The 19,987-nt window shown below is 67.2% G+C and carries 17 protein-coding genes; 7 read left to right on the forward strand and 10 right to left on the reverse strand.

The genetic code is table 11. The features are described 5' to 3' along the window. Nucleotides 1–11: 11 nt before the first annotated feature. The 6 genes from L5G32_RS17520 to L5G32_RS17545 form a co-directional block, all read right to left on the reverse strand. A complete protein-coding gene (locus L5G32_RS17520) occupies nucleotides 12–1,454 on the reverse strand; it encodes a serine/threonine-protein kinase (protein ID WP_237012367.1) in 1,443 nt (480 codons plus the stop codon). A 26-nt stretch (nucleotides 1,455–1,480) separates the two neighbouring features. Beyond that, a complete protein-coding gene (locus L5G32_RS17525; RefSeq protein WP_237012368.1) occupies nucleotides 1,481–2,095 on the reverse strand; it encodes a TetR family transcriptional regulator in 615 nt (204 codons plus the stop codon). A 6-nt stretch (nucleotides 2,096–2,101) separates the two neighbouring features. After that, nucleotides 2,102–4,330 carry an MMPL family transporter gene (locus L5G32_RS17530; protein ID WP_237012369.1) on the reverse strand — a complete coding sequence of 743 codons (2,229 nt, stop codon included), beginning with the start codon at nucleotides 4,328–4,330 and terminating at the stop codon, nucleotides 2,102–2,104. Between the two features lie 87 nt (nucleotides 4,331–4,417). Further along, nucleotides 4,418–5,830 (reverse strand): YibE/F family protein, encoded by a 1,413-nt coding sequence (locus tag L5G32_RS17535; RefSeq protein ID WP_237012370.1) that lies wholly within the window; start codon nucleotides 5,828–5,830, stop codon nucleotides 4,418–4,420. Nucleotides 5,831–5,862: 32 nt separating this feature from the next. After that, the gene (locus L5G32_RS17540; protein WP_237012371.1) at nucleotides 5,863–7,020 is read right to left on the reverse strand and encodes an acyl-CoA dehydrogenase family protein; all 1,158 of its coding nucleotides are present in this window, start codon (nucleotides 7,018–7,020) and stop codon (nucleotides 5,863–5,865) included. 66 nt (nucleotides 7,021–7,086) lie between these two features. Next, a complete protein-coding gene (locus L5G32_RS17545; RefSeq protein WP_237012372.1) occupies nucleotides 7,087–7,668 on the reverse strand; it encodes a TetR/AcrR family transcriptional regulator in 582 nt (193 codons plus the stop codon). Between the two features lie 79 nt (nucleotides 7,669–7,747). Between L5G32_RS17545 and L5G32_RS17550 the strand changes: the two genes are divergently transcribed. After that, nucleotides 7,748–8,524: an SDR family oxidoreductase gene (locus L5G32_RS17550; protein ID WP_237012373.1), complete on the forward strand. Its 777-nt coding sequence runs from the start codon at nucleotides 7,748–7,750 to the stop codon at nucleotides 8,522–8,524. Between the two features lie 59 nt (nucleotides 8,525–8,583). Here the strand turns inward: L5G32_RS17550 and L5G32_RS17555 are convergent, their stop codons facing one another. From L5G32_RS17555 to L5G32_RS17565, 3 genes are all read right to left on the reverse strand, one after another. Beyond that, entirely contained in the window at nucleotides 8,584–9,417 is an 834-nt protein-coding gene (locus L5G32_RS17555) for a DUF559 domain-containing protein (protein ID WP_237012374.1), read from the reverse strand. Between the two features lie 108 nt (nucleotides 9,418–9,525). Beyond that, nucleotides 9,526–10,143 (reverse strand): phosphoribosylanthranilate isomerase, encoded by a 618-nt coding sequence (locus L5G32_RS17560; RefSeq protein WP_237012375.1) that lies wholly within the window; start codon nucleotides 10,141–10,143, stop codon nucleotides 9,526–9,528. A 40-nt stretch (nucleotides 10,144–10,183) separates the two neighbouring features. Beyond that, nucleotides 10,184–12,217 (reverse strand): PTS sugar transporter subunit IIABC, encoded by a 2,034-nt coding sequence (locus L5G32_RS17565; RefSeq protein ID WP_237012376.1) that lies wholly within the window; start codon nucleotides 12,215–12,217, stop codon nucleotides 10,184–10,186. Nucleotides 12,218–12,382: 165 nt separating this feature from the next. Between L5G32_RS17565 and L5G32_RS17570 the strand changes: the two genes are divergently transcribed. From L5G32_RS17570 to L5G32_RS17595, 6 genes are read left to right on the forward strand one after another with little or no spacing between them, the layout of a single operon-like run. Then, entirely contained in the window at nucleotides 12,383–13,396 is a 1,014-nt protein-coding gene (locus L5G32_RS17570; RefSeq protein ID WP_237012377.1) for an iron-siderophore ABC transporter substrate-binding protein, read from the forward strand. 50 nt (nucleotides 13,397–13,446) lie between these two features. Beyond that, nucleotides 13,447–14,454: a FecCD family ABC transporter permease gene (locus tag L5G32_RS17575; protein ID WP_237012378.1), complete on the forward strand. Its 1,008-nt coding sequence runs from the start codon at nucleotides 13,447–13,449 to the stop codon at nucleotides 14,452–14,454. Next, on the forward strand, nucleotides 14,451–15,482 hold the full coding sequence (locus tag L5G32_RS17580) for a FecCD family ABC transporter permease (RefSeq protein WP_237012379.1): 1,032 nt from the start codon (nucleotides 14,451–14,453) through the stop codon (nucleotides 15,480–15,482). Before L5G32_RS17575 ends, L5G32_RS17580 begins: the two co-directional genes overlap by 4 nt. Beyond that, a complete protein-coding gene (locus tag L5G32_RS17585) occupies nucleotides 15,479–16,279 on the forward strand; it encodes an ABC transporter ATP-binding protein (RefSeq protein ID WP_237012380.1) in 801 nt (266 codons plus the stop codon). The genes L5G32_RS17580 and L5G32_RS17585 overlap by 4 nt, the downstream gene beginning before the upstream one ends. Beyond that, entirely contained in the window at nucleotides 16,269–17,225 is a 957-nt protein-coding gene (locus L5G32_RS17590; protein ID WP_237012381.1) for a siderophore-interacting protein, read from the forward strand. Before L5G32_RS17585 ends, L5G32_RS17590 begins: the two co-directional genes overlap by 11 nt. 49 nt (nucleotides 17,226–17,274) lie before the next feature. Beyond that, nucleotides 17,275–18,684: a class II fumarate hydratase gene (locus tag L5G32_RS17595; protein WP_237012382.1), complete on the forward strand. Its 1,410-nt coding sequence runs from the start codon at nucleotides 17,275–17,277 to the stop codon at nucleotides 18,682–18,684. Between the two features lie 24 nt (nucleotides 18,685–18,708). Here the strand turns inward: L5G32_RS17595 and L5G32_RS17600 are convergent, their stop codons facing one another. Next, nucleotides 18,709–19,836 carry an NAD(P)/FAD-dependent oxidoreductase gene (locus L5G32_RS17600; RefSeq protein ID WP_237012383.1) on the reverse strand — a complete coding sequence of 376 codons (1,128 nt, stop codon included), beginning with the start codon at nucleotides 19,834–19,836 and terminating at the stop codon, nucleotides 18,709–18,711. Nucleotides 19,837–19,987 lie beyond the last annotated feature (151 nt).

A 19,987-nucleotide genomic window follows, 5' to 3' on the forward strand; every position in this document is an offset into this window, starting at 1 on the left:
CGTAAACCGCTTCAGCAGATCTCGACGCCTACCGGCGTGGTCTCGTCGAGACGACGGGCGTAGGTCTCGCCACCGATGTCCGCTTTGATCCGGCATGTCTCGGTGAGCGACGAGCCCTCGAGGTAGACGGCGTAGATCGGGTTGCCGTCCAGGTCGTGTCGCAACGACGAGCACGACTGGTCGGTGCGCAGGTATGCCGAGCCGGGGTGGCTGGCGAGGGCGTCGCCGACCTCTTGTTCGTAGGATCCGGGCGTCGTCGCGTTGTAGACGAAGGCGACCGTTCGGCCGTCGCACGGGGGACTGCTGATCGGTGTCGACAGGCCGAGGTCACCCGACTCGCGCGACGGTGTCGCTGTCTCTTCCTCTGTCTCCGTCTCCGGTTCCTGGGTGACGGTCGTCGTGATCAGCGACTGCGAGTTCCCGGTGGGCGGCGATGCGGACGTGTCGGCGACGGTGGCAGGCTCGTCGTCGCTCGTGCTGCGCAGCCCGAACCAGAGGCCGCCCGCGATCAGGGCGACGACCACCACCACGGCGGCAGCGACGAGGGCGATGCGACCGCGGTCGGCCGGTGGGGCTTGTGGGGGATGGGCGTGGGCAGTCGGCACGCCTGCGACGAGGGTCGGCGCGTATCGCCCGGCGAGCACGTCGCGGGCAGCCGCGGCCAACGCGCCGCACGTCTGCATGCGCCGGCCCGGGTCTTTCGCGGAGCCTGCTGCGATGACCGGGTCGAGGACTGTGCCACTCGGCGGGATCGGTCGCGTGAGATGGCCGCTGATGATCTGCTCGATGCTCGTCGCCGCGTACGGCGGTGCACCGGTGACGGCTTCGTAGAGGACGCACGCGAGCGAATAGACGTCGGCGGCCGGCGTGAGCTCAACGGAGTCGCCGAACCGTTCCGGCGCCATGTACGCGAACGAACCGATCGCGGTGCCGGTCTGTGTGAGTCGTGTGGAGCCCGCGGCCTGGGCGATCCCGAAGTCGACCAGGTACGCGAAGTCGTTGCCGTCGATCAGGATGTTCTCGGGCTTCACGTCCCGGTGCAGCAGCCCGGACGCGTGGGCCGCGTCGAGGGCGCCCGCGATCTGACCGATGATCGCGACCGCGCGTTCGGGATGCAGCGGGCCGTCGCCGAGGACAGACCGCAGATCACGACCGTGCACGATGCGCATGTCGAGGTAGAGGCGGCCGTCGATCTCACCGAAGTCGTGGATCGGAATGACGTGCGGATCGTTGAGTCGGGCGACCGTCCGCGACTCGCGGAGAAACCTGGTGCGGTAGCCGTGGTCGTCGGCGAGAGCGGCGGGCAGCAGCTTCAGCGCGACCGTTCGACCCTTGACGGTGTCGACCGCCTCGTACACCTCGCCCATGCCGCCTCGCCCGAGGAGTCGGACGAGGCGGTACGGGCCGAGGACTGTGCCTGACGAGTCAGGGCCCGAGGAGTCAGGGGAAGACATGTCGGGAGTATAGAGCGCGGCGCGTTCTACACCGGTAGTCCCTCTTCGAGGAGGTCGAGTGCTTCGAGGCATTCCTCGAGGGTCGGGATCTCGCCGTCCCCGGTGTTGCCGACGACGTGGAACATCACTCCGGCGGACGCGGCGATGAAGACCCGAAGACGAAAGTCGTCGGCCTTCACCCCGAGATAGTCGGCGATGACTCCCCGCATCTGGACGAGCATCTGGTCGGCGTCGGCCTGCTGGGCGGTGACGAGCGCAGGCTCGGTCTGGATGAGCCGGAACCGGGCGGGGTTCGACGCCCACTCGTCGTCGTGACCGACGTTGTACAGGTCGGTGATGATCCGACGAAGGAGGGCGAACCTGTCCAGGCCGGGTTCGATGGTGTGCAGAATGTCGTTCCGCACGTCGTCGAGATCGTCGGCCAGGACCACCTGTTCTTTGCTCTGGAAGTAGCGGAAGAACGTGGTGTGGCTGACGTCGGCGGCGTCGGCGATCTGCGCCACCGTCGTCGCCACATAGCCCTGGTCCTGGAACAGATGCATGGCAGCAGACCGGATGGCGTCGCGGGTGCGAGCTTTGTTGCGTTCACGCAGGCTCGGCCGCGGCCCGAGGGCCGCGGCCGATTCTGATGTCTCGGACATGTGGTTCTACATAGCCTCGGCCCGTTCCGCGTGCTCGGACGGCACGCCGGCGTCGCGGACCTTGCTGCCTTCGATGTCGAAGTCGATGACCAGCTTGTCCAGCCACTTCGGCAGACCCCAGGCGCGGTCGCCGAGGAGCGCCAGTGCTGCGGGAACGACGATCATGCGGATGATGAACGCGTCGAAGAAGACTGCGACTGCGAGCGAGAAGCCCATCATCTTCGCCGTCGTGTCCGGCGCCAGCATGAATGCGGCGAACACGCTGATCATGATGACGGCGGCCGACGAGACCACCCGGGAGCCGTGCCGGTATCCGGCGACGATCGCCTCCTTGGCGCTCAGCCCGTGGATGAACTCCTCGCGCATTCGGGTCACCAGGAACACCTGGTAGTCCATCGCCAGGCCGAAGACCACGCCGACCAGGAAGATCGGCAGGAACGACAAGAGCGGTTTGGTGTGGTCGATCAGGCCGAGAGCGCCGTCGGTGAAGATCCACGACGTGATGCCGAAGGTCGCGAGCACGGAGAACACGAAGCCGAGCGTGCCGATGAGCGGCACCCAGAGCGACCGGAACACGCCGATCATGATCAGGAACGCCAGGCCCACCACCACTGCGATGTACGGGATCAGCGCGGAGTCGAGCTTGGCCGACAGGTCGGACATGATCGCGGTCTGACCGCCGACGTGGAGCTCGCCGCCCGCAGCCTCGGCGGCAGGTGCGAGACCGCGGATCTCCTCCATCAGCTTGTGCGTCTGATCCGACGACGGCGCGCTGACCGGCGTCACGACGACTATCGCGCTGTCCGCGTCGACGTTCGGGTTCTGCTTGTCGGTCGTGCCGTTGCCCATCCACATGGTGGCTTCCGGCGCGACGACGCCGTCGAGCTTCTTGATGCCGTCGACAGTGGCGGTGGCGGCCTTGTCGACCGTGCCATCGTCGGAGTGGACGACGACGAACAGTTCGCCGCCGATGCCCTCACCGAATCCCTGGGCGATGAGTTCCTGGCCCGCGACCTGGTCGTCGGAGACCATGTCCATGCCGAGCTTCATACCGCCGATCGGGATCGCGGCGGCGACCAACACGATCAGACCGCCCGCGATGAACGGGATCGGACGCTTGCTGACGGACTGGCCGAACTTGGTGCCCATCGTCACGGCGTCGGGCTTGGGCGCTGCCTGCTTGATCCACGGGATGCGCGGGGTGAACGCGTACTTGCCGAAGGCGCCGAGCAGCGCCGGGATCAAGGTGAGGCCGCCGAGGACGGCGACGACGACGGCGACCGCTGCGCCCAGACCCATCTGGGTGATCAGCGGGATGCCGATGACCATCAAGGCGGCGACGGCGATGACCACGGTCAGGCCGGCGAACACCACCGCGGTGCCCGCGGTGCCGACGGCTCGGCCCGCAGCGTCGGCGGGATCACCGCCTCGTGCGCGTTCGGTTCGATAACGGGACACGATGAACAGCGCGTAGTCGATGGACACGGCGATGCCGAGCATCATGACGATCGCGGTGGCCGTCTGGTTGACGGACATGAACTCGGCGGCCAGCGTCAGGAGTCCGATGGTCAGACCGACGCCGACGATGCCGGTGACCAGCGGGATGAACGCTGCGATCAGCGCGCCGAACGCGATGATCATGATGACGAAGGCGACCGCGAAACCGATGAGTTCGGCGGTGCCGCCCTGCTCCATCGCCTGCATGACTCCGCCAGTGGCCTCCACCTGGAGGCCGTCCGCGCGGTGTTCGGCAAGGACGTCGAGCACCGCGTCCTTGTCGTCGACGGTGACGTCCATCAGGTCGATGCCCTGGTGGACGGAGATCAGACCGACGCGGCCGTCGTCGCCGAGGACCGACGCAGCCTTGTCCGGCATCGCCTGCGCGACGGCGACCGGGTTGGCGATCGTGCCGGCTTCGGTCACCTCCGGCAGCTTCTTGAGGTCGGCGACGAGCGAGTCGATCTCACCGGTGTGGGCGGCGAGTCCGTTGTCGGCCGCGATCACGATGTTGGTCGAGGCCTCGGTCTGCTGCTGGGTGATGGCGGGGAAGTACTCCTCCATCTGCTCCATGGCGGTTCCGCCATCGGTGCCCGGCATCTCGAAGTCTTGAGCGAACTTGGGTTGCAGTGCGCTGATCAGGGAGAAGACCACGGCGAGTGCCGCGACCCACGCGCCGAGGACCCACCATTTGTGGCGGAAAGAGAACCGCCCGATTCGGAACAGAAAGGATGACATGGTCACTATTGTTACTGACTAACACTTTTGAGCGCTACCGCGAATCTCAGTGACAGTCCTCTCGTGATCAGCAGTGGGTGCTGTGGTTCACTCCGCCTGCTTGCCGCCGGGCACGACGAGTGCGGCGGCGACCGCCGTCGTCAACGGAACCGACAGCGCCAAGGCGATGCCGCCGACGAAGGCGCGCGCCAACTCGATCGCGACCTCCTCGGACGTCAGGAGCGACGACACCGGTTGCGCGGCCACCGAGAACAGCAGAAGCAGGGGGAGTGCACTGCCCGCGTACGCGAACACGAGTGTGTAGACGGTGCTCGCGATGTGGTCGCGACCGACCCGCATCGCGGCACGGAACGCACCGAGACGCGTCTGGCCGGGCATGGCGGCGAGTTCGAAGGTCGCCGACGCCTGTGTGATCGTCACATCGTTGAGGACGCCCAGCGTGCCGATCACGAAGCCGGCCAACAGGAGGCCGTTCAACGACAACGTGCCCTGATACAACTGCAGACTCTTTGTGGAGTCCGCCGACAGTCCGGTCAACTGGAGGGAGGCGATGGCCGCATTGCTCAGGAACCCGGCGACGACCAGAGACGCCAGCGTCCCGACGAGGGCCGCGCTCGTCCGGAGGCTGACCCCGTGCGCGAGATACAGGACGACGAACAGGATCGCCGCCGCGGAGACGAGAGCCACCAGCACGACGTCGTGCCCGTCCAGAATCGACGGCAGCGTGAAGAAGCCGAGGACGGCGAAGGCGACCGCGAGACCGACGATCGCGCGCAGGCCGCGCCACGTCGCGACCACGACGATGGCCAGCACGAACGCGACCGCCCAGAAGATCAGCGGCGACCCGCGCGTGTAGTCGTAGAACGCGTACGTCGACGAGTCCGGTGCGTCGGCGTTGTGCGACGGCATCGCGCTCACGCGGATCTGATCGTCCACCGACAGGCTCGGCTGGCCCGGCTGCGGATCGTCCGGGGCTCCGGTCCCGACCGCCTGTGACGCCGGTCCGGAACCGGACTGCGCCGCATTGGTGGGGATGGACAGTGCCGCGTACTCGCCGGAGTCGGGGCCCGAATCGATGTGGAGGACTGTGGCGATGCACGGGCCGCCCGTCGTCGGAATCATCGGATACTCGGCGGTCGGAGTCCCCGAGTCGATGACCGAGCAGTCGGCGCGGGTCTGCGAGACGACCGTCGCGTCGTAGATCTTCAACGGTCCGCCGTCGGACGACTGGAACTGCAGGGGGATGGGATGGTCGTCGTCGGACGGCCACGTCATGATCGCGCCGACCGTGATGAACAGCGCCGCGATCGCAAGGACCACGATGACCGCCGGGCGCGCGTATCGGGCGAGGACCCCGGGGATGTCGCCGCCGTGATCGTGGTGGTGATGGTGGGCGGGCGGCGGTGCCGCTGGAGGGCGGGGTCGGGCCTTGGCGGGCTTCGTCCGCGCTTCTCGTTCCGGTCGAGACTCTGGTTCCGGGTCCGGAAGTCGGTGGCTCACGCCCTCCAGCGTCGCACGTCTGCGATGGGGAGTTACAGCCCCATGTTCTTAGCGATGATCGAGCGCATCACTTCGCTCGTTCCGCCGTAGATGCGGCTCACTCGGCTGTCGGCGTACAGGCGGGCGATCGGGTACTCGTTCATGTATCCGTATCCGCCGTGCAGCTGTAGGCAACGGTCGATGACGTCCGATGCTGCCTCGGTGCAGAACAGCTTGGCCGAGGCCGCGTCGGCGGCCGACAGCTCGCCGTTGTCGTAGGCCTCCATCGCCCGGTCGACGACGGCCTCCATCGCGTCGACCTGCGTCTTGCAGGCGGCCAGCTCGAACTTGGTGTTCTGGAACGAGGCGACCGACTTGCCGAACACCTTGCGGTCCTGCGTGTACTCCTGGGCGAATCGGATCGCGGCCGACGCCTGTGCGTACGACCCGACAGCGATCGACAGGCGCTCACGCGGCAGGTGCTGGCCCAGGTAGTAGAAGCCCTGGTTCTCCTCGCCGAGGAGGTCTTCGACGGGGACGAGGACGTCGGTGAACGAGAGTTCGGTGGTGTCGGAGACGCGCAGGCCGATCTTGTCGAGCTTGCGGCCCACCTCGTAGCCCTTCGACGTGGTGTCGACCACGAGCAGGCTGATACCGAAGCGGCGGTCGGTCTCGCTCGGAGCCGAGGTGCGGGCGCAGACGATGACGCGGTCGGCGTTGACGCCGCCGGTGATGAAGGTCTTCGAGCCGTTGAGGACGTAGTGGGTTCCGTCCTCGGTGAGCTTGGCGGTCGTGCGCATGCCCGCCAGGTCCGAGCCGGTGCCCGGTTCGGTCATGGCGATCGCGAACATCGTCTCGCCGGTCGCCATGCCGGGCAGCCACCGCTGCTTCTGCTCGTCGTTCGCCTGCGCCAACAGGTAGGGCAGGCACAGCGGGATGTGCACCGACGAGCCGCCGAGGCTGACACCGGCGCGCGCCATCTCCTCGGTCATGACGGCTTCGTACTTGTACGACTCGACGCCTGCGCCGCCGAACTCCTCGGGGACCTCGATGCCGAACACGCCGAGTTCGCCGACCTTCTTGTAGAACTCGCGCGGTACGATGCCTGCTTCGAGCCACTGGTCGTAGACGGGGACGATCTCGGACTCGATGAACGAGCGGATCGTCTCGCGGAACGCCTGGTGGTCTTCGGTGTAGATTTTGCGGCGCACAGCGCCTCCTTCACGTGTCGGTTGGATGTGCCGGGCCGCAATGCGTCGGTCCGGACGATTGTGGGGTCAGCGGGCGTCGACCATGGCCAGGGCGAGTCCGGCGTAGTAGTCGCCCACGGATTCCGGACTCCACGTGCGGCCGTCTCGGAACCAGCGGGACACGTCGACTCCCAGCGACGAGATCGCGGTGGTCGTCATCGCGACGTCGCCGACGGTGAACTCGCCGTCGGCGATCCCGCCTTCGAGGACGCCGGTGAGGGCCCGATCGATCTGTACGCGGATCGCGACGATCTCGGCGAGATGCTCGGGGTCGAGCCGGGTCAGCTCGTAATTGACGACGCGCGAACTGACGTGGTGTTGAGCGTGATAAATGACGAACTCGCGCACGATGTTCGCCAGACGCGTGGTGGAATCGAGTGCTGAATCGGCGGCGGCCGTAACGATCTCCAGGATTTGCAGATGTCCGGTCCGGGTGATCTCGAACAGCAGCTCCTCCTTGGAGGAGAAGTGGACGTACACCGCGGCCGGGCTCATTCCCGCCGCTGCGGCGATATGGCGCGTGCTGGTTCCGTGGAAGCCGTGCTCGGCGAACGATGCCATCGCGCCGTCTTGGAGTCGAGCGCGGGTGAGTTCGGATTTCGATACCACCGTCGGCCCCCTTCTGGCACACTGGCGTTGAAACTAAGCGAACGCTTATTTCTGAGCGTACACGAATTGAGGAGAAATCATGACCTCGGATTCCACCGGCCGCCGCGTCGTCGTCACCGGAGCGGCGGCGGGAATCGGCCGCGCCATCGCCACGAAGCTCGCAGCTGAGGGCGAGCGGGTCATGGTCAACGACCTCGACGCCGATGCGGTCCACACACTGGCCCACGAGATCGGCGCGATCGCCGCGCCCGGCGACGCTGCGTCACCCGAAGGCGCGGGCGGTCTGGTCGACACCGCCAACGAGTGGCTCGGCGGCGTCGACGTCTGGTTCGGCAATGCGGGAATCGACCGCGGACGTGGTCTGCAGGCGTCCGAGGAGGACTGGACGGACTCGTGGGAGGTCAACACGATGGCGCATGTCCGTGCGGCCCGTGCGTTGGTGCCGCAGTGGGTGGAGCAGGGCGGTGGTCGTTACGTGGTGACGGCGTCCGCGGCGGGCATGCTCACCATGCTCGGCGCGCCCGCGTACTCGGCGACGAAGCATGCGACCATCGGGTTCGCCGAATGGTTGTCGGCGACGTACCGCGACAAAGGTGTTGTGGTGCAGGCGATCTGCCCGCAGGGCGTCCGCACCCGCATCTACGAGGAGTCGGGCGATCTGAAAGAAGTCCTGTCCCACGACGCCGTGCTCGAACCGTCCGACATCGCCGACGCCGTCTGGGCCGCTCTGGCGGATGACGAGTTCTACATCCTCCCGCACGAGAAGGTCCGCGACTACTACGTCGCTCGCGCGACGTCGCCCGACCGGTGGCTCACCGGCATGAACCGTATCCAACAGAGTCTGGAGAACCGCTGATCGGGCACAACTCTCACGTATAGCGCCAGCCGAGGTGAAAAATCATCGCTGTTGTCGCTCTACGTGAGAGTTGTGTCCAGCGGTGACACCTCGACTCGCCGCATGTGCTCGCCGCGTCGGATCAGCTCGACGATCAGCGGAAAGACGGCGTGCCACTGATAGACCACTTGTTCGTAGGTCAGGCGCACCGGGTGATAGCCGAACGCGTGCGCTTGCAGGTCACGGAGTCGGTCGTTCTCGTACGCGTCCCTGTTCTGGTGGAACTCGGCGCCGTCGACCTCGATGATCAGCGAGGTGCCGACGAGGAAGTCCACCCGCCCGACCATCGGAATGTTCACCTGGGGGTTGGCGGGTATGCGTGCCGACTTCAGGCGCAGTCGCACCATGGTCTCGATGCCCGACTCTGCTCTGCCGTCGATCTTGCTCAATACTCGGTCGGCGAACCGGCTCCGGCCCGCGAACTCGGCCGTCAGATCGGAGTGCGTCATCAGTCCGAGGTTGATGATTGAGTCGCAGACGACGATGAAGTCTTCGGGCGGCAGACACTGCGCGGCATGCCGGAGGGCCGTGAGCAGGTCGTCGACCGCTTCGAACTCGGGCGGCTGGCGTCCGCTCTGGCGGCACCACCCCGGGTGTGAGCGGGCAGCGCCGTCGTTCCCGCGAATATGCACTCGGTCGCTTCTCGGCACCCAGACGCTGTGGAGTCGGAGTGCCGACGCGCAGGAGAGGACGCCTCCGGATCGGACCGCGTGCTCCACCTGCCTGTCAGCCGACGCGATCGAATACCAACCCCGTCTGAGACGGATCAGCGTCCCGTCCGCGACGGCGTGCCGCAGTTCGATCTGAGGCGCACGTTTCAACAGATATCCCCACCGATAGACCCCCGTGTCCATGACGAAAATCGTCTACTGGAAGTGGAGTCAGTGGATTGGTTTTCCGATTTTCGGCACAACTCTCACGTATACGGCCATTCGCCCCCGGAAAACGGGGTGACCGGCGCTCTACGTGAGACTTGTGCCCGCGCGACGCGCCGCTTCGACGAACGCGCGGACCTTTGCGTGGTCTTTCACGCCTGGCGAGGACTCCACGCCGCTGGAGACGTCGACGCCCCACGGACGCACCTGGCCGACCGCGTCCGCGACATTGGTCGGGGAGAGACCGCCCGCGAGGAGCCAGCGGCCGCACACGCCCAGGTCGGCGAGGACCGACAGGTCCCACCGTTCGCCCGAGCCCGGCCGCGGCGCGTCGAGGAGGAGATTCTCCTCGCCGTACGCGCCGACCTGCAGCGGCGGGTCGTTCGCGAGCGATGTCGCGCGCCACAGTCGGGCGAACACCGCGGAGGCCGCGGTGAAGTCGTCCGCCGTGTACGACCCGTGCAACTGCAACACCGAGAAACCGAGGTCGGCGGCGATGCGGGCCGCGTCGACGGCAGGCATGTCGTTGACGACGAGGACCGTGTCCACACGGCCTGCAGCGCGGTCGACGATCGTGCGCGCGACGTCGGCGGCGACGGCCCGCGAACTCGTCTGGTTCATCACCACGCCGATCGCGTCGGCCCCCGCGTCGACGGCGACGTCGACCGTCGCCGGATCGGTGAGCCCGCAGACCTTCACATACATGCGGTCAACGGTACCGACCCGCTTAAGGCAGATGAAATGGTCAGCTCAGTTCGACGACCGCCGACTTGTCGTTCATCACGATCACCGGCGTCACCGTCGAATAGCCTGCCGCTTCGATCTTCTCGAGGTCGACGCGGAGTATCGGCTGGCCTTTGGTCACGGTGTCGCCCGCGGCGACGAGCGGCTCGAAGCCCTCGCCCTTCATCTTGACGGTGTCGAGTCCCACGTGGACGAGTACTTCGGTGCCGTCCTGCAGGCGCAGGCCGATGGCGTGGCCGGTGGGGAACACGGTGACGACAGTCGCGTCGGCGGGCGCGGTCACCTCTCCCGCGGTGGGTACGACGGCGGCGCCCGGACCCATCATCCCGGACGAGAACGTCTTGTCCGGCACCTCGGAGAGTGCGATCGCGTAGCCGGGGATCGGGCGGTGCAGGACGAGCGTCTTCGTCGTCTTCTCCAACGTCGCGACCGATGCGGACGACTCGTCGGCGTCCGGTACGACGTCGGGCACTTCGTCGGCGTCGGGTGCGTCGACTTCGCCGGCCATGACCTTCTCCATGGCGTCCTTCACGAACTGCACGTTGAGGCCGTAGATCACCTGGACCGACTTGCCGCCGGGTCTGATCGTGCCCGCGGCCCCGGCGCGTTTGAGGGCGGGCTCGTCGACGACGGACGTGTCGGCCACCTCCATGCGCAGACGGGTGGCGCAGTTGTCGAGCTCGGTGATGTTGCTCTTCCCGCCGAGGGCGTCGATGAACTTGACGGCGGTGCCGACGTAGCCGGCCGATCCCGCTCCGTCCTCGTCCGGATCGACGTCCTCCGGATCGTCGTCTTCGCGGCCGGGGGTCTTGAGCCGGAACTTCAGGATCACCCAGCGGAAGACGAAGAAGTAGACGACGAACCAGAACGCGCCCATCACGAAGATGATCCACGGGTTCTCGGCCAACGGGTTCGTCCAGTTGAGCATGAGGTCGACGAAGCCGCCGGAGAAACCGAAGCCCATCCGGACCGGGAGCAGGGAGCTGACCGCCATCGAGATACCCATGAAGAGGGCGTGGATCAGATACAGCGGAGGCGCCAGGAACATGAACGCGAACTCGAGCGGCTCGGTGACGCCGACGAAGAACGACGACACCGCGCCGGACAGCAGGATGCCGTAGGCGATCTTCTTGCGCTTGGTCTTCGCGGTCACGTACATCGCGAGGGCCGCGCCGGGCAGACCGAACATCATGACGGGGAAGAATCCGGTCATGTACTGGCCGGTGACGCCGAACTCGCCGTCGCCCGCGAGGAAGTTGTTGAGGTCGTTGATGCCTGCGACGTCGAACCAGAACACCGAGTTGAGCGCGTGGTGCAGACCGAACGGAATGAGGAGTCGGTTGAAGAAGCCGTAGAGGCCGGTGCCGACGGCTCCGAGATCGACGATGTGCTCACCGAACCAGACGAGGCCGCTGTAAATGAGCGGCCACAGGAACAGCAGGACGAGTCCGACGATGAGCGAGACGCCCGCCGTGACGATGGCGACCGAGCGTCGGCCGGAGAAGAAGGAGAGTGCGTCGGGCAACTGGACCGATTTGAACCGGTTGTAACAGGCGGCGCCGATGATGCCGCACAGGATGCCGATGAACGCGTTCTGGAACGACCCTGGTGCGAACGCGGCGTTGACATCGGGGGAGGAGATCACCCACTGCCCGTGGTCTTGGACGATCTGCTGGCCGTCGGTGAGGGTGGTTCCGTCCTCGAGCGGGGCGGTCGTGTAGTCGCGGGACAGCAGCGTCATCACCGATGACGGCGCGAGCAGACTGGTGATGACCAGCCAGGACACGAGGCCTGCCAGCGCCGACGTGCCGTCGGACTTACGCGCCATGCCGATCGAGACACCGACTGCGAACAGCAGCGCCATGTTGTCGAGGATCGCCAGGCCTGCGGTCTGGAGGAACGACGTGACGACGTTGGTCTGGTCGTCGTTGATGCCGATGATCCAGTTGGCTATGCCGACGAGGATCGCGGCGACCGGAAGGACCGCGACCGGCAGCATGATCGACTTGCCGAGATTCTGCAGGAATTTCATCATCGGTGGTGACCCATCGTCGGACGAGCTGAGGCTTCGTTCGAGTTGGACCATACAACGATGACCGGCGATTTTGAGGGCGATCGTGTGGGCCGGCACCGGGGTTGGTAAGTTACGTGAGCCTACCCATATATAGGGGAGGTTTCTCCTTCCGAAAGGCGCTCAGCGATGAGAAAGTCCCGATTCCTGTCGCTCGCGTGCGCGGCAGCCATTGCCGTCACAGCCACGGCATGCTCCAGTTCAGACGACGGCGGGTCCGGTGCCGCGGGCGGCGAAGGCTTCCCGATCACCATCGAGCATGCGCTCGGAACGACGACGATCGAGGCTCAGCCCGAGCGCGTGGCGACCGTCGGCTGGGCCAACCACGAGGTGCCGCTCGCCCTCGGAGTCGTGCCGGTCGGCATGGCCAAGGCAACGTGGGGCGACGACAACGGCGACGGCATCCTGCCGTGGGTCGACGACAAACTGACCGAACTCGGCGGCGACAAGCCCGAACTGTTCGACGAGACCGACGCGATCGACTACGAGGCCGTCGGCAACTCGGCGCCGGACGTCATCCTCGCTGCGTACTCGGGGCTCACCCAGGAGCAGTACGACAAGCTCGAGAAGATCGCTCCCGTCGTCGCCTACCCGAAGACCCCGTGGGGGACCACCTGGCAGGACATGGTGACGCTCGACTCGAAGGCGATCGGCCGCGAAGACGACGGTCGCAAGCTGGTCGAGGACCTCACCGGGCAGGTGGACGCCGCTGTCGCCAAGCATCCCGGTCTGAAGAACACCAAGACGATGTTCGCGTTCCTCGATCCGACGGATACCAGCAAGATCGGCTTCTACAACACCCACGACCCGCGCGCCGCGTTCCTGCGCGACGCGGGCCTGCCGGTCCCGTCGGCCGTCGAGAAGAACTCCGCCGAATCCACCGAATTCTACACCGAGGTCAGCGCCGAGAAGGCCGACCAGTTCAACGACGTCGGCCTCATCGTCACCTACGGCGACGAGAACACTCTGTCCCGGCTCCAGGCTGATCCGCTCCTCGGCAAGATCCCGGCGGTCAAGGCAGGCCACGTCGCGATTCTGCAGCAAGACACGCCGCTCGCCGCGTCGTCGAACCCGACTCCGCTCTCGATCCCGTGGGGCATCGGCAAGTACATGGACATTCTCGGCGCAGCGATAGCTCCTTGATTCCAGAGACCACTGGAGTCCGACCGGACAGCGGGAACCGACGGGACATTGTGACCCGACGGGCCGCGGCGGCCGGACCGATCGGGTGGCTCCTCGTGGGCGCCGTCGTGCTCGTCGCGCTGTTCTGCGTGTCGCTCGCGTTCGGCGCCCGCGACGTCGCGTTCGGCGACCTCACCGACGCATTGTTCGGCGACGCCGACACGTTCGGGGCCGCAGCGGTCGAGAAGCGGATCCCTCGCACGGTCCTGGCGATGGTCGTGGGAGCCGCATTGGCGATGTCGGGTGCGGGCATGCAGGCGGTGACCCGCAATCCCGTCGCCGACCCCGGCATCCTCGGGGTGTCGGGCGGCGCTTCGTTGGCCGTCGTGTGCGGCATCGTCTTCTTCGGCATGACCGACCCGTATTCGTACATCGCGGTGGCCATCGCGGGCGCCGCGGTCGCAGCGGTGTTCGTCTACGCCGTCGGCTCGATGGGGCGCGGCGGTGCGACGCCCCTCAAGCTCGCGTTGTCCGGTGCGGCGACGGCCGCCGCGTTCACCTGCCTGATCAGCGCGGTGCTGTTGCCGCGAGTCGACGTCATGACGCGCTTCCAACACTGGCAGGTCGGCGGCGTCGGCGGTGCGGACTGGGATCGGATCGCCGTGCTCTCCCCGGTACTCGCGGTCGGCGCTCTGCTGGCGTTCGCGTGCGCTCGCGGCATGAACTCATTGGCTCTCGGCGACGACGTGGCGACCGGACTCGGCGAGAACGTCGGCCGCACCCGCATCCTGACCGGGGTCGCGGCCGTCGTGCTCGCCGGTGCGTCGACCGCGGTCGCGGGCCCGATCGCGTTCGTCGGTCTGCTCGTCCCGCACGCGTGCCGCGCGCTGATCGGCACCGACCACCGGTGGCTGCTGCCGTTCTCCGCCCTGGTCGGGGCGTCGCTCCTCGTGGCCTCTGACGTCGTCGGACGACTCGTGGTCCGACCCGAAGAGGTCGACGTCGGCGTGGTGACTGCGATCATCGGTGCTCCGCTGTTCATCTGGATCGTCCGTCGGCAGAAGGTGCGTGAGCTGTGACCACGGTCGAGGTCGTGAAGGCCGGGCGGCGTGCCCGCTCGCGTCGTCGCGCGCTGCTGCTGGCGGCGCTGATCGCACTCGTCGTCATCGTGTTCTTCGTGTCGCTGATGGTGGGACAGAGGTTCTACCCGCTCGGCGACGTCATCGACGTGATCCTCGGCCGACCGGTGTCGGGCGGGTCGTTCACCGTCGGTGAGCTGCGGCTGCCGCGCGCCTGCATGGCCGTCCTGTCCGGGTTCGCGTTCGGTTTCGCGGGCGTGACCTTTCAGACTCTGCTGCGCAATCCGTTGGCGTCGCCCGACATCATCGGAATCTCCTGGGGAGCGTCGGCCGCCGCCGTGGTGGCGATCGTGATCTTCGGCCTGACCGGTACGTCGGTGTCCGTCGTCGCGCTCCTCGGCGCACTGGTGGCCGCCGCGGCCGTGTACGGGCTGTCGATGAACAGTGGTTTCTCCGCGACGCGTTTGATTCTGATCGGTATCGGCATCGCGGCGATGCTCAGCAGCGTGGTCTCGTACGTTCTCGCCCGAGCCGCGGACTGGGACATCGCGAACGCGCTCCTCTGGATCACCGGGTCGCTCGCCGAACCCGATTGGGGCAAGGTGACGCCCCTCGCGGTGGTCGTGGCGGTCGTCGCGCCGATCATGCTGACGCGCTCGCGGGACATGAACATGCTGAGCCTCGGCGACGATGCGGCGGCCGGCATGGGGGTGCGCGTCGAAGGGACTCGTGTGCTCGTCATCGTCGGCGCGGTGATCCTGTTGGGATTCGCGACCGCGGGCACCGGTCCGATCTCGTTCGTCGCCTTCATGTCCGGCCCCATCGCGATGCGGTTGTTCACGCGCGCAGGCGGTTCGATGCTCCTCCCGGCAGGCTTGGTCGGCGCGCTGCTGGTCTCCTGTGCGGACCTCGTCGCACAGTTCGCGTTGCCGCACCGGTATCCGGTCGGCGTTGTGACGGGTGTGCTCGGCGCGCCCTTCCTCATCTATCTCCTCATTCGCGTCAACCGGTCGGGAGGCACCCTGTGACCGTCCACCATCAGCTGTCGGCCGAGAAGGTTCGGCTCGCGTACGGCGATCGAGTAGTCGTCGACGGACTCGATCTGCAGGTGACTCAAGGGCAGATCACCTCGGTCGTCGGCGCCAACGGATGCGGAAAGTCGACGCTCCTGCGGGCCCTGGCTCGTCTGCTGTCGCCGTCGTCGGGGCAGGTGGTGCTCGACGGCCAGGACATCTCGTCGCGTCGTTCCCGCGATGTGGCGCGGATCCTCGGACTGTTGCCGCAGAGTCCCGTCGCGCCCGACGGCATCATCGTGTCCGACCTGGTCGGCCGTGGGCGCCACCCACACCAGAAGATCCTCGCGCCGTGGAACACGCACGACTACGAGGCCGTCGCCGATGCGTTGGACGCGACCGGGACCGCCGACCTCGCCGACCGCTCGGTCGACGAATTGTCGGGCGGCCAACGGCAACGCGTGTGGATTGCGATGGCGCTTGCCCAGGAGACGGACATCCTCCTGCTCGACGAGCCGACGACGTTCCTGGATCTCGCCCACCAAGTGGAGGTCCTCGATCTGCTGACCGATCTCCGCGAACGGCGCGGCACCACGATCGTGATGGTGTTGCACGACCTCAACCTCGCCGCCCGCTACTCGGACCGCCTGGTCGCGATGCGGGACGGCAGTATCCACGCGACCGGAACACCAGAGGAGGTTATGACCGCCGACCTCGTCGACGAGGTGTTCGGTCTCAAGAGTCAGATTCTCCTGGATCCCGTGTCCGGGAGACCCGCCGTCATGCCGATAGGGAGGCACCATGTCCGTTGACAGTCAGGCCGTCGTCGAGAAGAACCCGTACGTGCTGGGGCGCGCGAGAGTGTCGCTCGTCGAACCGGTCTCGCCGAACTTCGTGCGCATCACGTTCGTCGGCGAGGACGTCGACCGAATCGGCAATCCGGGCCACACGTTCGACCAGCGGATCAAGGTGATCTTCCCGCCTGCGTCCGGGACTCTTCCCGAGCTCGCGGCAGGAGACGACTGGTACCAGCGGTGGACGGCGATCCCGGAGGCCGATCGCGGCGCGATCCGCACGTACTCGATCCGCGACGTGCGAGTCGGCGACGGCGGAGCGACCGAACTCGTCGTCGACTTCGTTCTGCACATGGTGCCGGGCGCCACCGGCCCCGCGTCGTCGTGGGCGGCGCAGGCACGCGAAGGCGACGAAGTGTTGGTCGTCGCGCCGGGACGCGGCCGGTTCGACGGCGGCGGCTTGGAGTACGCGCCCGGTACGGCGGAGTCGGTGCTGTTGGCAGGTGACGAGACGGCAGCGCCTGCGATCGCGCGGATCCTCGAAGATGCGCCTGCCGACCTGCGGGGCACGGCCTTCATCGAGATTCCGACGGGCGACGACGTGCTGCCGTTCGCTGCTCCCGCGGGCGTCAGCGTCCACTGGCTGGCCCGCGACGGCGCGGACCACGGTGCGCGCCTGCGGCCGGCGGTCCTGGACCATCTCGGGTCGTCCGAGCCGGTAGCGGACGTCTCGGGAGTCGACGACGACCCCGACGAACCGATGGTGTGGGAGACGCCGATCTACTCCAACCTGGGCGAAGAGATCGCTCCGGACCCGGCCCCCGCCGACCGCTACTACTGGATCGCAGGCGAGAGCAAGGTCGTCACCGGTCTGCGCCGCCACCTCGTGAAAGAGGTCGGTATCGCCCGGTCCCAAGTCGCTTTCATGGGTTACTGGCGCCACGGCGTCGCGATGAAGGCCTAGCGTTTCTGCCGCCGGGAACACGAACCCCGCACGAGAGGTTGCACTGACTATGGCTGACAACGCTGACATCGAGTATCGGATCGAACACGACACGATGGGCGAGGTGCGGGTGCCCGCGGCCGCGCTATGGCGGGCGCAGACCCAGCGCGCCGTCGAGAACTTCCCGATCAGCTTCCGTCCGCTCGAGCGGACTCAGATCCGTGCGCTGGGACTGCTGAAGGCGGCCACCGCCACGGTCAACAAGGATCTCGGGCTGCTCGACCCGGAGAAGGCCGACGCGATCGTCTCGGCGGCGCGCGAGATCGCCGAAGGCGAGCACGACGACCAGTTCCCGATCGATGTGTTCCAGACCGGTTCGGGCACGAGTTCGAACATGAATGCCAACGAGGTGATCGCGTCGATCGCGGAGAAGGCAGGCGTCCCCGTTCACCCGAATGACGACGTGAACATGTCACAGAGCTCCAACGACACGTTCCCGACGGCGACGCACGTCGCCGCCACGGAGGCCGTCGTCCGCGAGCTCGTCCCGTCGTTGGAGCGTCTGCACGAGACGCTCGCGGCGAAGTCCACCGAGTGGGCATCGGTCGTGAAGTCGGGCCGCACGCATTTGATGGATGCGGTTCCTGTGACCCTCGGGCAGGAATTCGGCGGGTACGCGCGCCAGGTTCAGGCCGGCGTCGAACGTCTGCAGTCGACGCTCCCGCGCGTCGGTGAGCTCCCGATCGGTGGGACCGCGGTCGGTACAGGACTCAACGCGCCGGAGGGTTTCGGCACGCGCGTCGTCGCCGAGCTCGTCGCGCTGACCGGGGTGGACCAACTCAGTCTCGCCACCGACAACTTCGAGGCGCAGGCTGCGCGCGACGGTCTCGTCGAGTTGTCCGGGCAGTTGAAGACGATCGCCGTGTCGCTCACCAAGATCGCCAACGACGTCCGCTGGATGGGGTCGGGGCCGCTGACCGGGCTCGGCGAGATCGCTCTCCCGGATCTGCAGCCGGGTAGTTCGATCATGCCGGGCAAGGTGAATCCCGTTCTGCCCGAGGCGGTCACGCAGGTGGCGGCCCAGGTCATCGGCAACGACGCCGCCGTCACCTGGGGCGGCGGCAACGGCGCGTTCGAGCTGAACGTCTACATCCCGATGATGGCCCGTAACGTCCTCGAATCGGTGAAGCTGCTCGCGAACGTGTCGCGGCTGTTCGCCGACCGGTGCATCGACGGGCTGCAGGCGCACGAGGAGAGGCTGCGGACTCTCGCGGAGTCGTCCCCCTCGATCGTGACGCCGCTGAACTCGGCCATCGGCTACGAAGAGGCAGCAGCCGTCGCCAAGCAGGCGTTGCGCGACGGCACGACGATCCGCCAGACGGTGATCGATAGGGGTCTCATCGGCGACAAGCTGTCCGAAGAGGAACTGGACCGGCGCCTCGACGTCCTCAAGATGGCGAACGTCGACCGGAAGCGGTAGCGCCGTCGCGCGCCGCCGACCCGGTCAGAAGCGGTCTGGCGCGACGTCGTCGGCCTGCACCCCGCCAGCGACGACCTCGGCGGGCAGCTCGACTCCGCGGAAGATCGCGGCTCCGGCCCGGGCCAGGCCGTCGGCCATCTGGATGCCGTAGCCGCCTTGGCCTGCGAACCAGAAGAAGCCGTCGACGCCTGGATCGAAGCCGACGACCGGCGAGCGGTCGGGGGCGAAGGTGCGCAGGCCCGCCCACGAGGAGCGGACGTGCCGAAGGTTCAGGTCGGTGACCTCGTTGATCGACTCGATGGCGCGGGCGATCTCCAGGTCTGCCGGCCGGACATCGTGCGGGTGGCTCGGAGTCTCGTCCGCTGGCGAACACAACAGGCCGTTGGCCTCGGGCCTGATGTAGAAAGCGGCGTCGAGGTCGTCGACCACGGGCAGCGTCGACGTCGTCAATGAGTCGGGTGCGTCGACGCCGAAGATCGTCCGGATCTTGGGGCTCAAACCGGCCGGGGCGGCGCCTGCGAGGTCGGCGACGGCGTCGGCCCACGCTCCGGCGGCGTCGACGACGACCGCTGCGCTCACGGTGTCGCCGTCTGGGAGAGTGACCGTCCACGTCCCGTTCGCCCGCTCGAGGGCGGTCGCTGTGGCACGAGTGCGGATCTCGCCTCCGCGTCGTCGGAGTCCGCGGACATACCCCTGGTGCAGGGCGTGGACGTCGATGTCCATGGCCGTCGGGTCGATCAGCGCGGACTCGATCGCGTCGCGCCGAAGGTACGGCACGAGCGCGGCCGCATCGTCGACCGACAACATCTCGACGGCCGGAGCTTGCCGACGAACCTCGTCACGGAATGCGGTGAGGGCATCGCCGCGCCCTTCTCGGGCGAAGACGAGGTAAGGCCGTGGGGTGAGGATCGGCCTGTCGAACTCTTCGGACGGGTCGGTGAGGAACGCGCGGCTCGCACCGGTGAGCGCCCGCACCGTCGCGTTGCCGAACGTCTCGAGGTAGAGGGCGGCCGACCGCCCCGTCGTGTGGAACGCGAGCGTGCCCTCCTGCTCGACGAGACAGACTCGCCGGTCCGCGGCCAACTCGTAGCCGATGGACACTCCGGCGATCCCGCCGCCGATCACGACGACGTCGAATGCTGTCGCAGTCACGGATCCACCTCCTGGTCCCAGGGTAGGAGAGCTCTGCTCGTTGGTCGAGCCTCGCCGTCTCCGCTCACACAAACGGCGTTGGCGCCCCCCGGGGGGGGGGCGCCCCCCCGGGTCGGGGGCGACCTGGCCCCATCGACATGGGTGGGCCCCC

The sequence above is a fragment of the Gordonia zhenghanii genome, assembly GCF_021738965.1.
In the GTDB taxonomy this organism is placed as follows: domain Bacteria; phylum Actinomycetota; class Actinomycetes; order Mycobacteriales; family Mycobacteriaceae; genus Gordonia; species Gordonia zhenghanii.

Excerpts from the sequence above, each read along its gene's own strand:
- L5G32_RS17520 (WP_237012367.1), bottom strand. The coding sequence starts at position 1,454 with ATGTCTTCCCCTGACTCCTCGGGCCCTGACTCGTCAGGCACAGTCCTC.
- L5G32_RS17525 (WP_237012368.1), bottom strand. The coding sequence starts at position 2,095 with ATGTCCGAGACATCAGAATCGGCCGCGGCCCTCGGGCCGCGGCCGAGC.
- L5G32_RS17530 (WP_237012369.1), bottom strand. The coding sequence starts at position 4,330 with ATGTCATCCTTTCTGTTCCGAATCGGGCGGTTCTCTTTCCGCCACAAA.
- L5G32_RS17550 (WP_237012373.1), top strand. The coding sequence starts at position 7,748 with ATGACCTCGGATTCCACCGGCCGCCGCGTCGTCGTCACCGGAGCGGCG.
- L5G32_RS17555 (WP_237012374.1), bottom strand. The coding sequence starts at position 9,417 with ATGGACACGGGGGTCTATCGGTGGGGATATCTGTTGAAACGTGCGCCT.
- L5G32_RS17560 (WP_237012375.1), bottom strand. The coding sequence starts at position 10,143 with ATGTATGTGAAGGTCTGCGGGCTCACCGATCCGGCGACGGTCGACGTC.
- L5G32_RS17565 (WP_237012376.1), bottom strand. The coding sequence starts at position 12,217 with ATGATGAAATTCCTGCAGAATCTCGGCAAGTCGATCATGCTGCCGGTC.
- L5G32_RS17570 (WP_237012377.1), top strand. The coding sequence starts at position 12,383 with ATGAGAAAGTCCCGATTCCTGTCGCTCGCGTGCGCGGCAGCCATTGCC.
- L5G32_RS17590 (WP_237012381.1), top strand. The coding sequence starts at position 16,269 with ATGTCCGTTGACAGTCAGGCCGTCGTCGAGAAGAACCCGTACGTGCTG.
- L5G32_RS17595 (WP_237012382.1), top strand. The coding sequence starts at position 17,275 with ATGGCTGACAACGCTGACATCGAGTATCGGATCGAACACGACACGATG.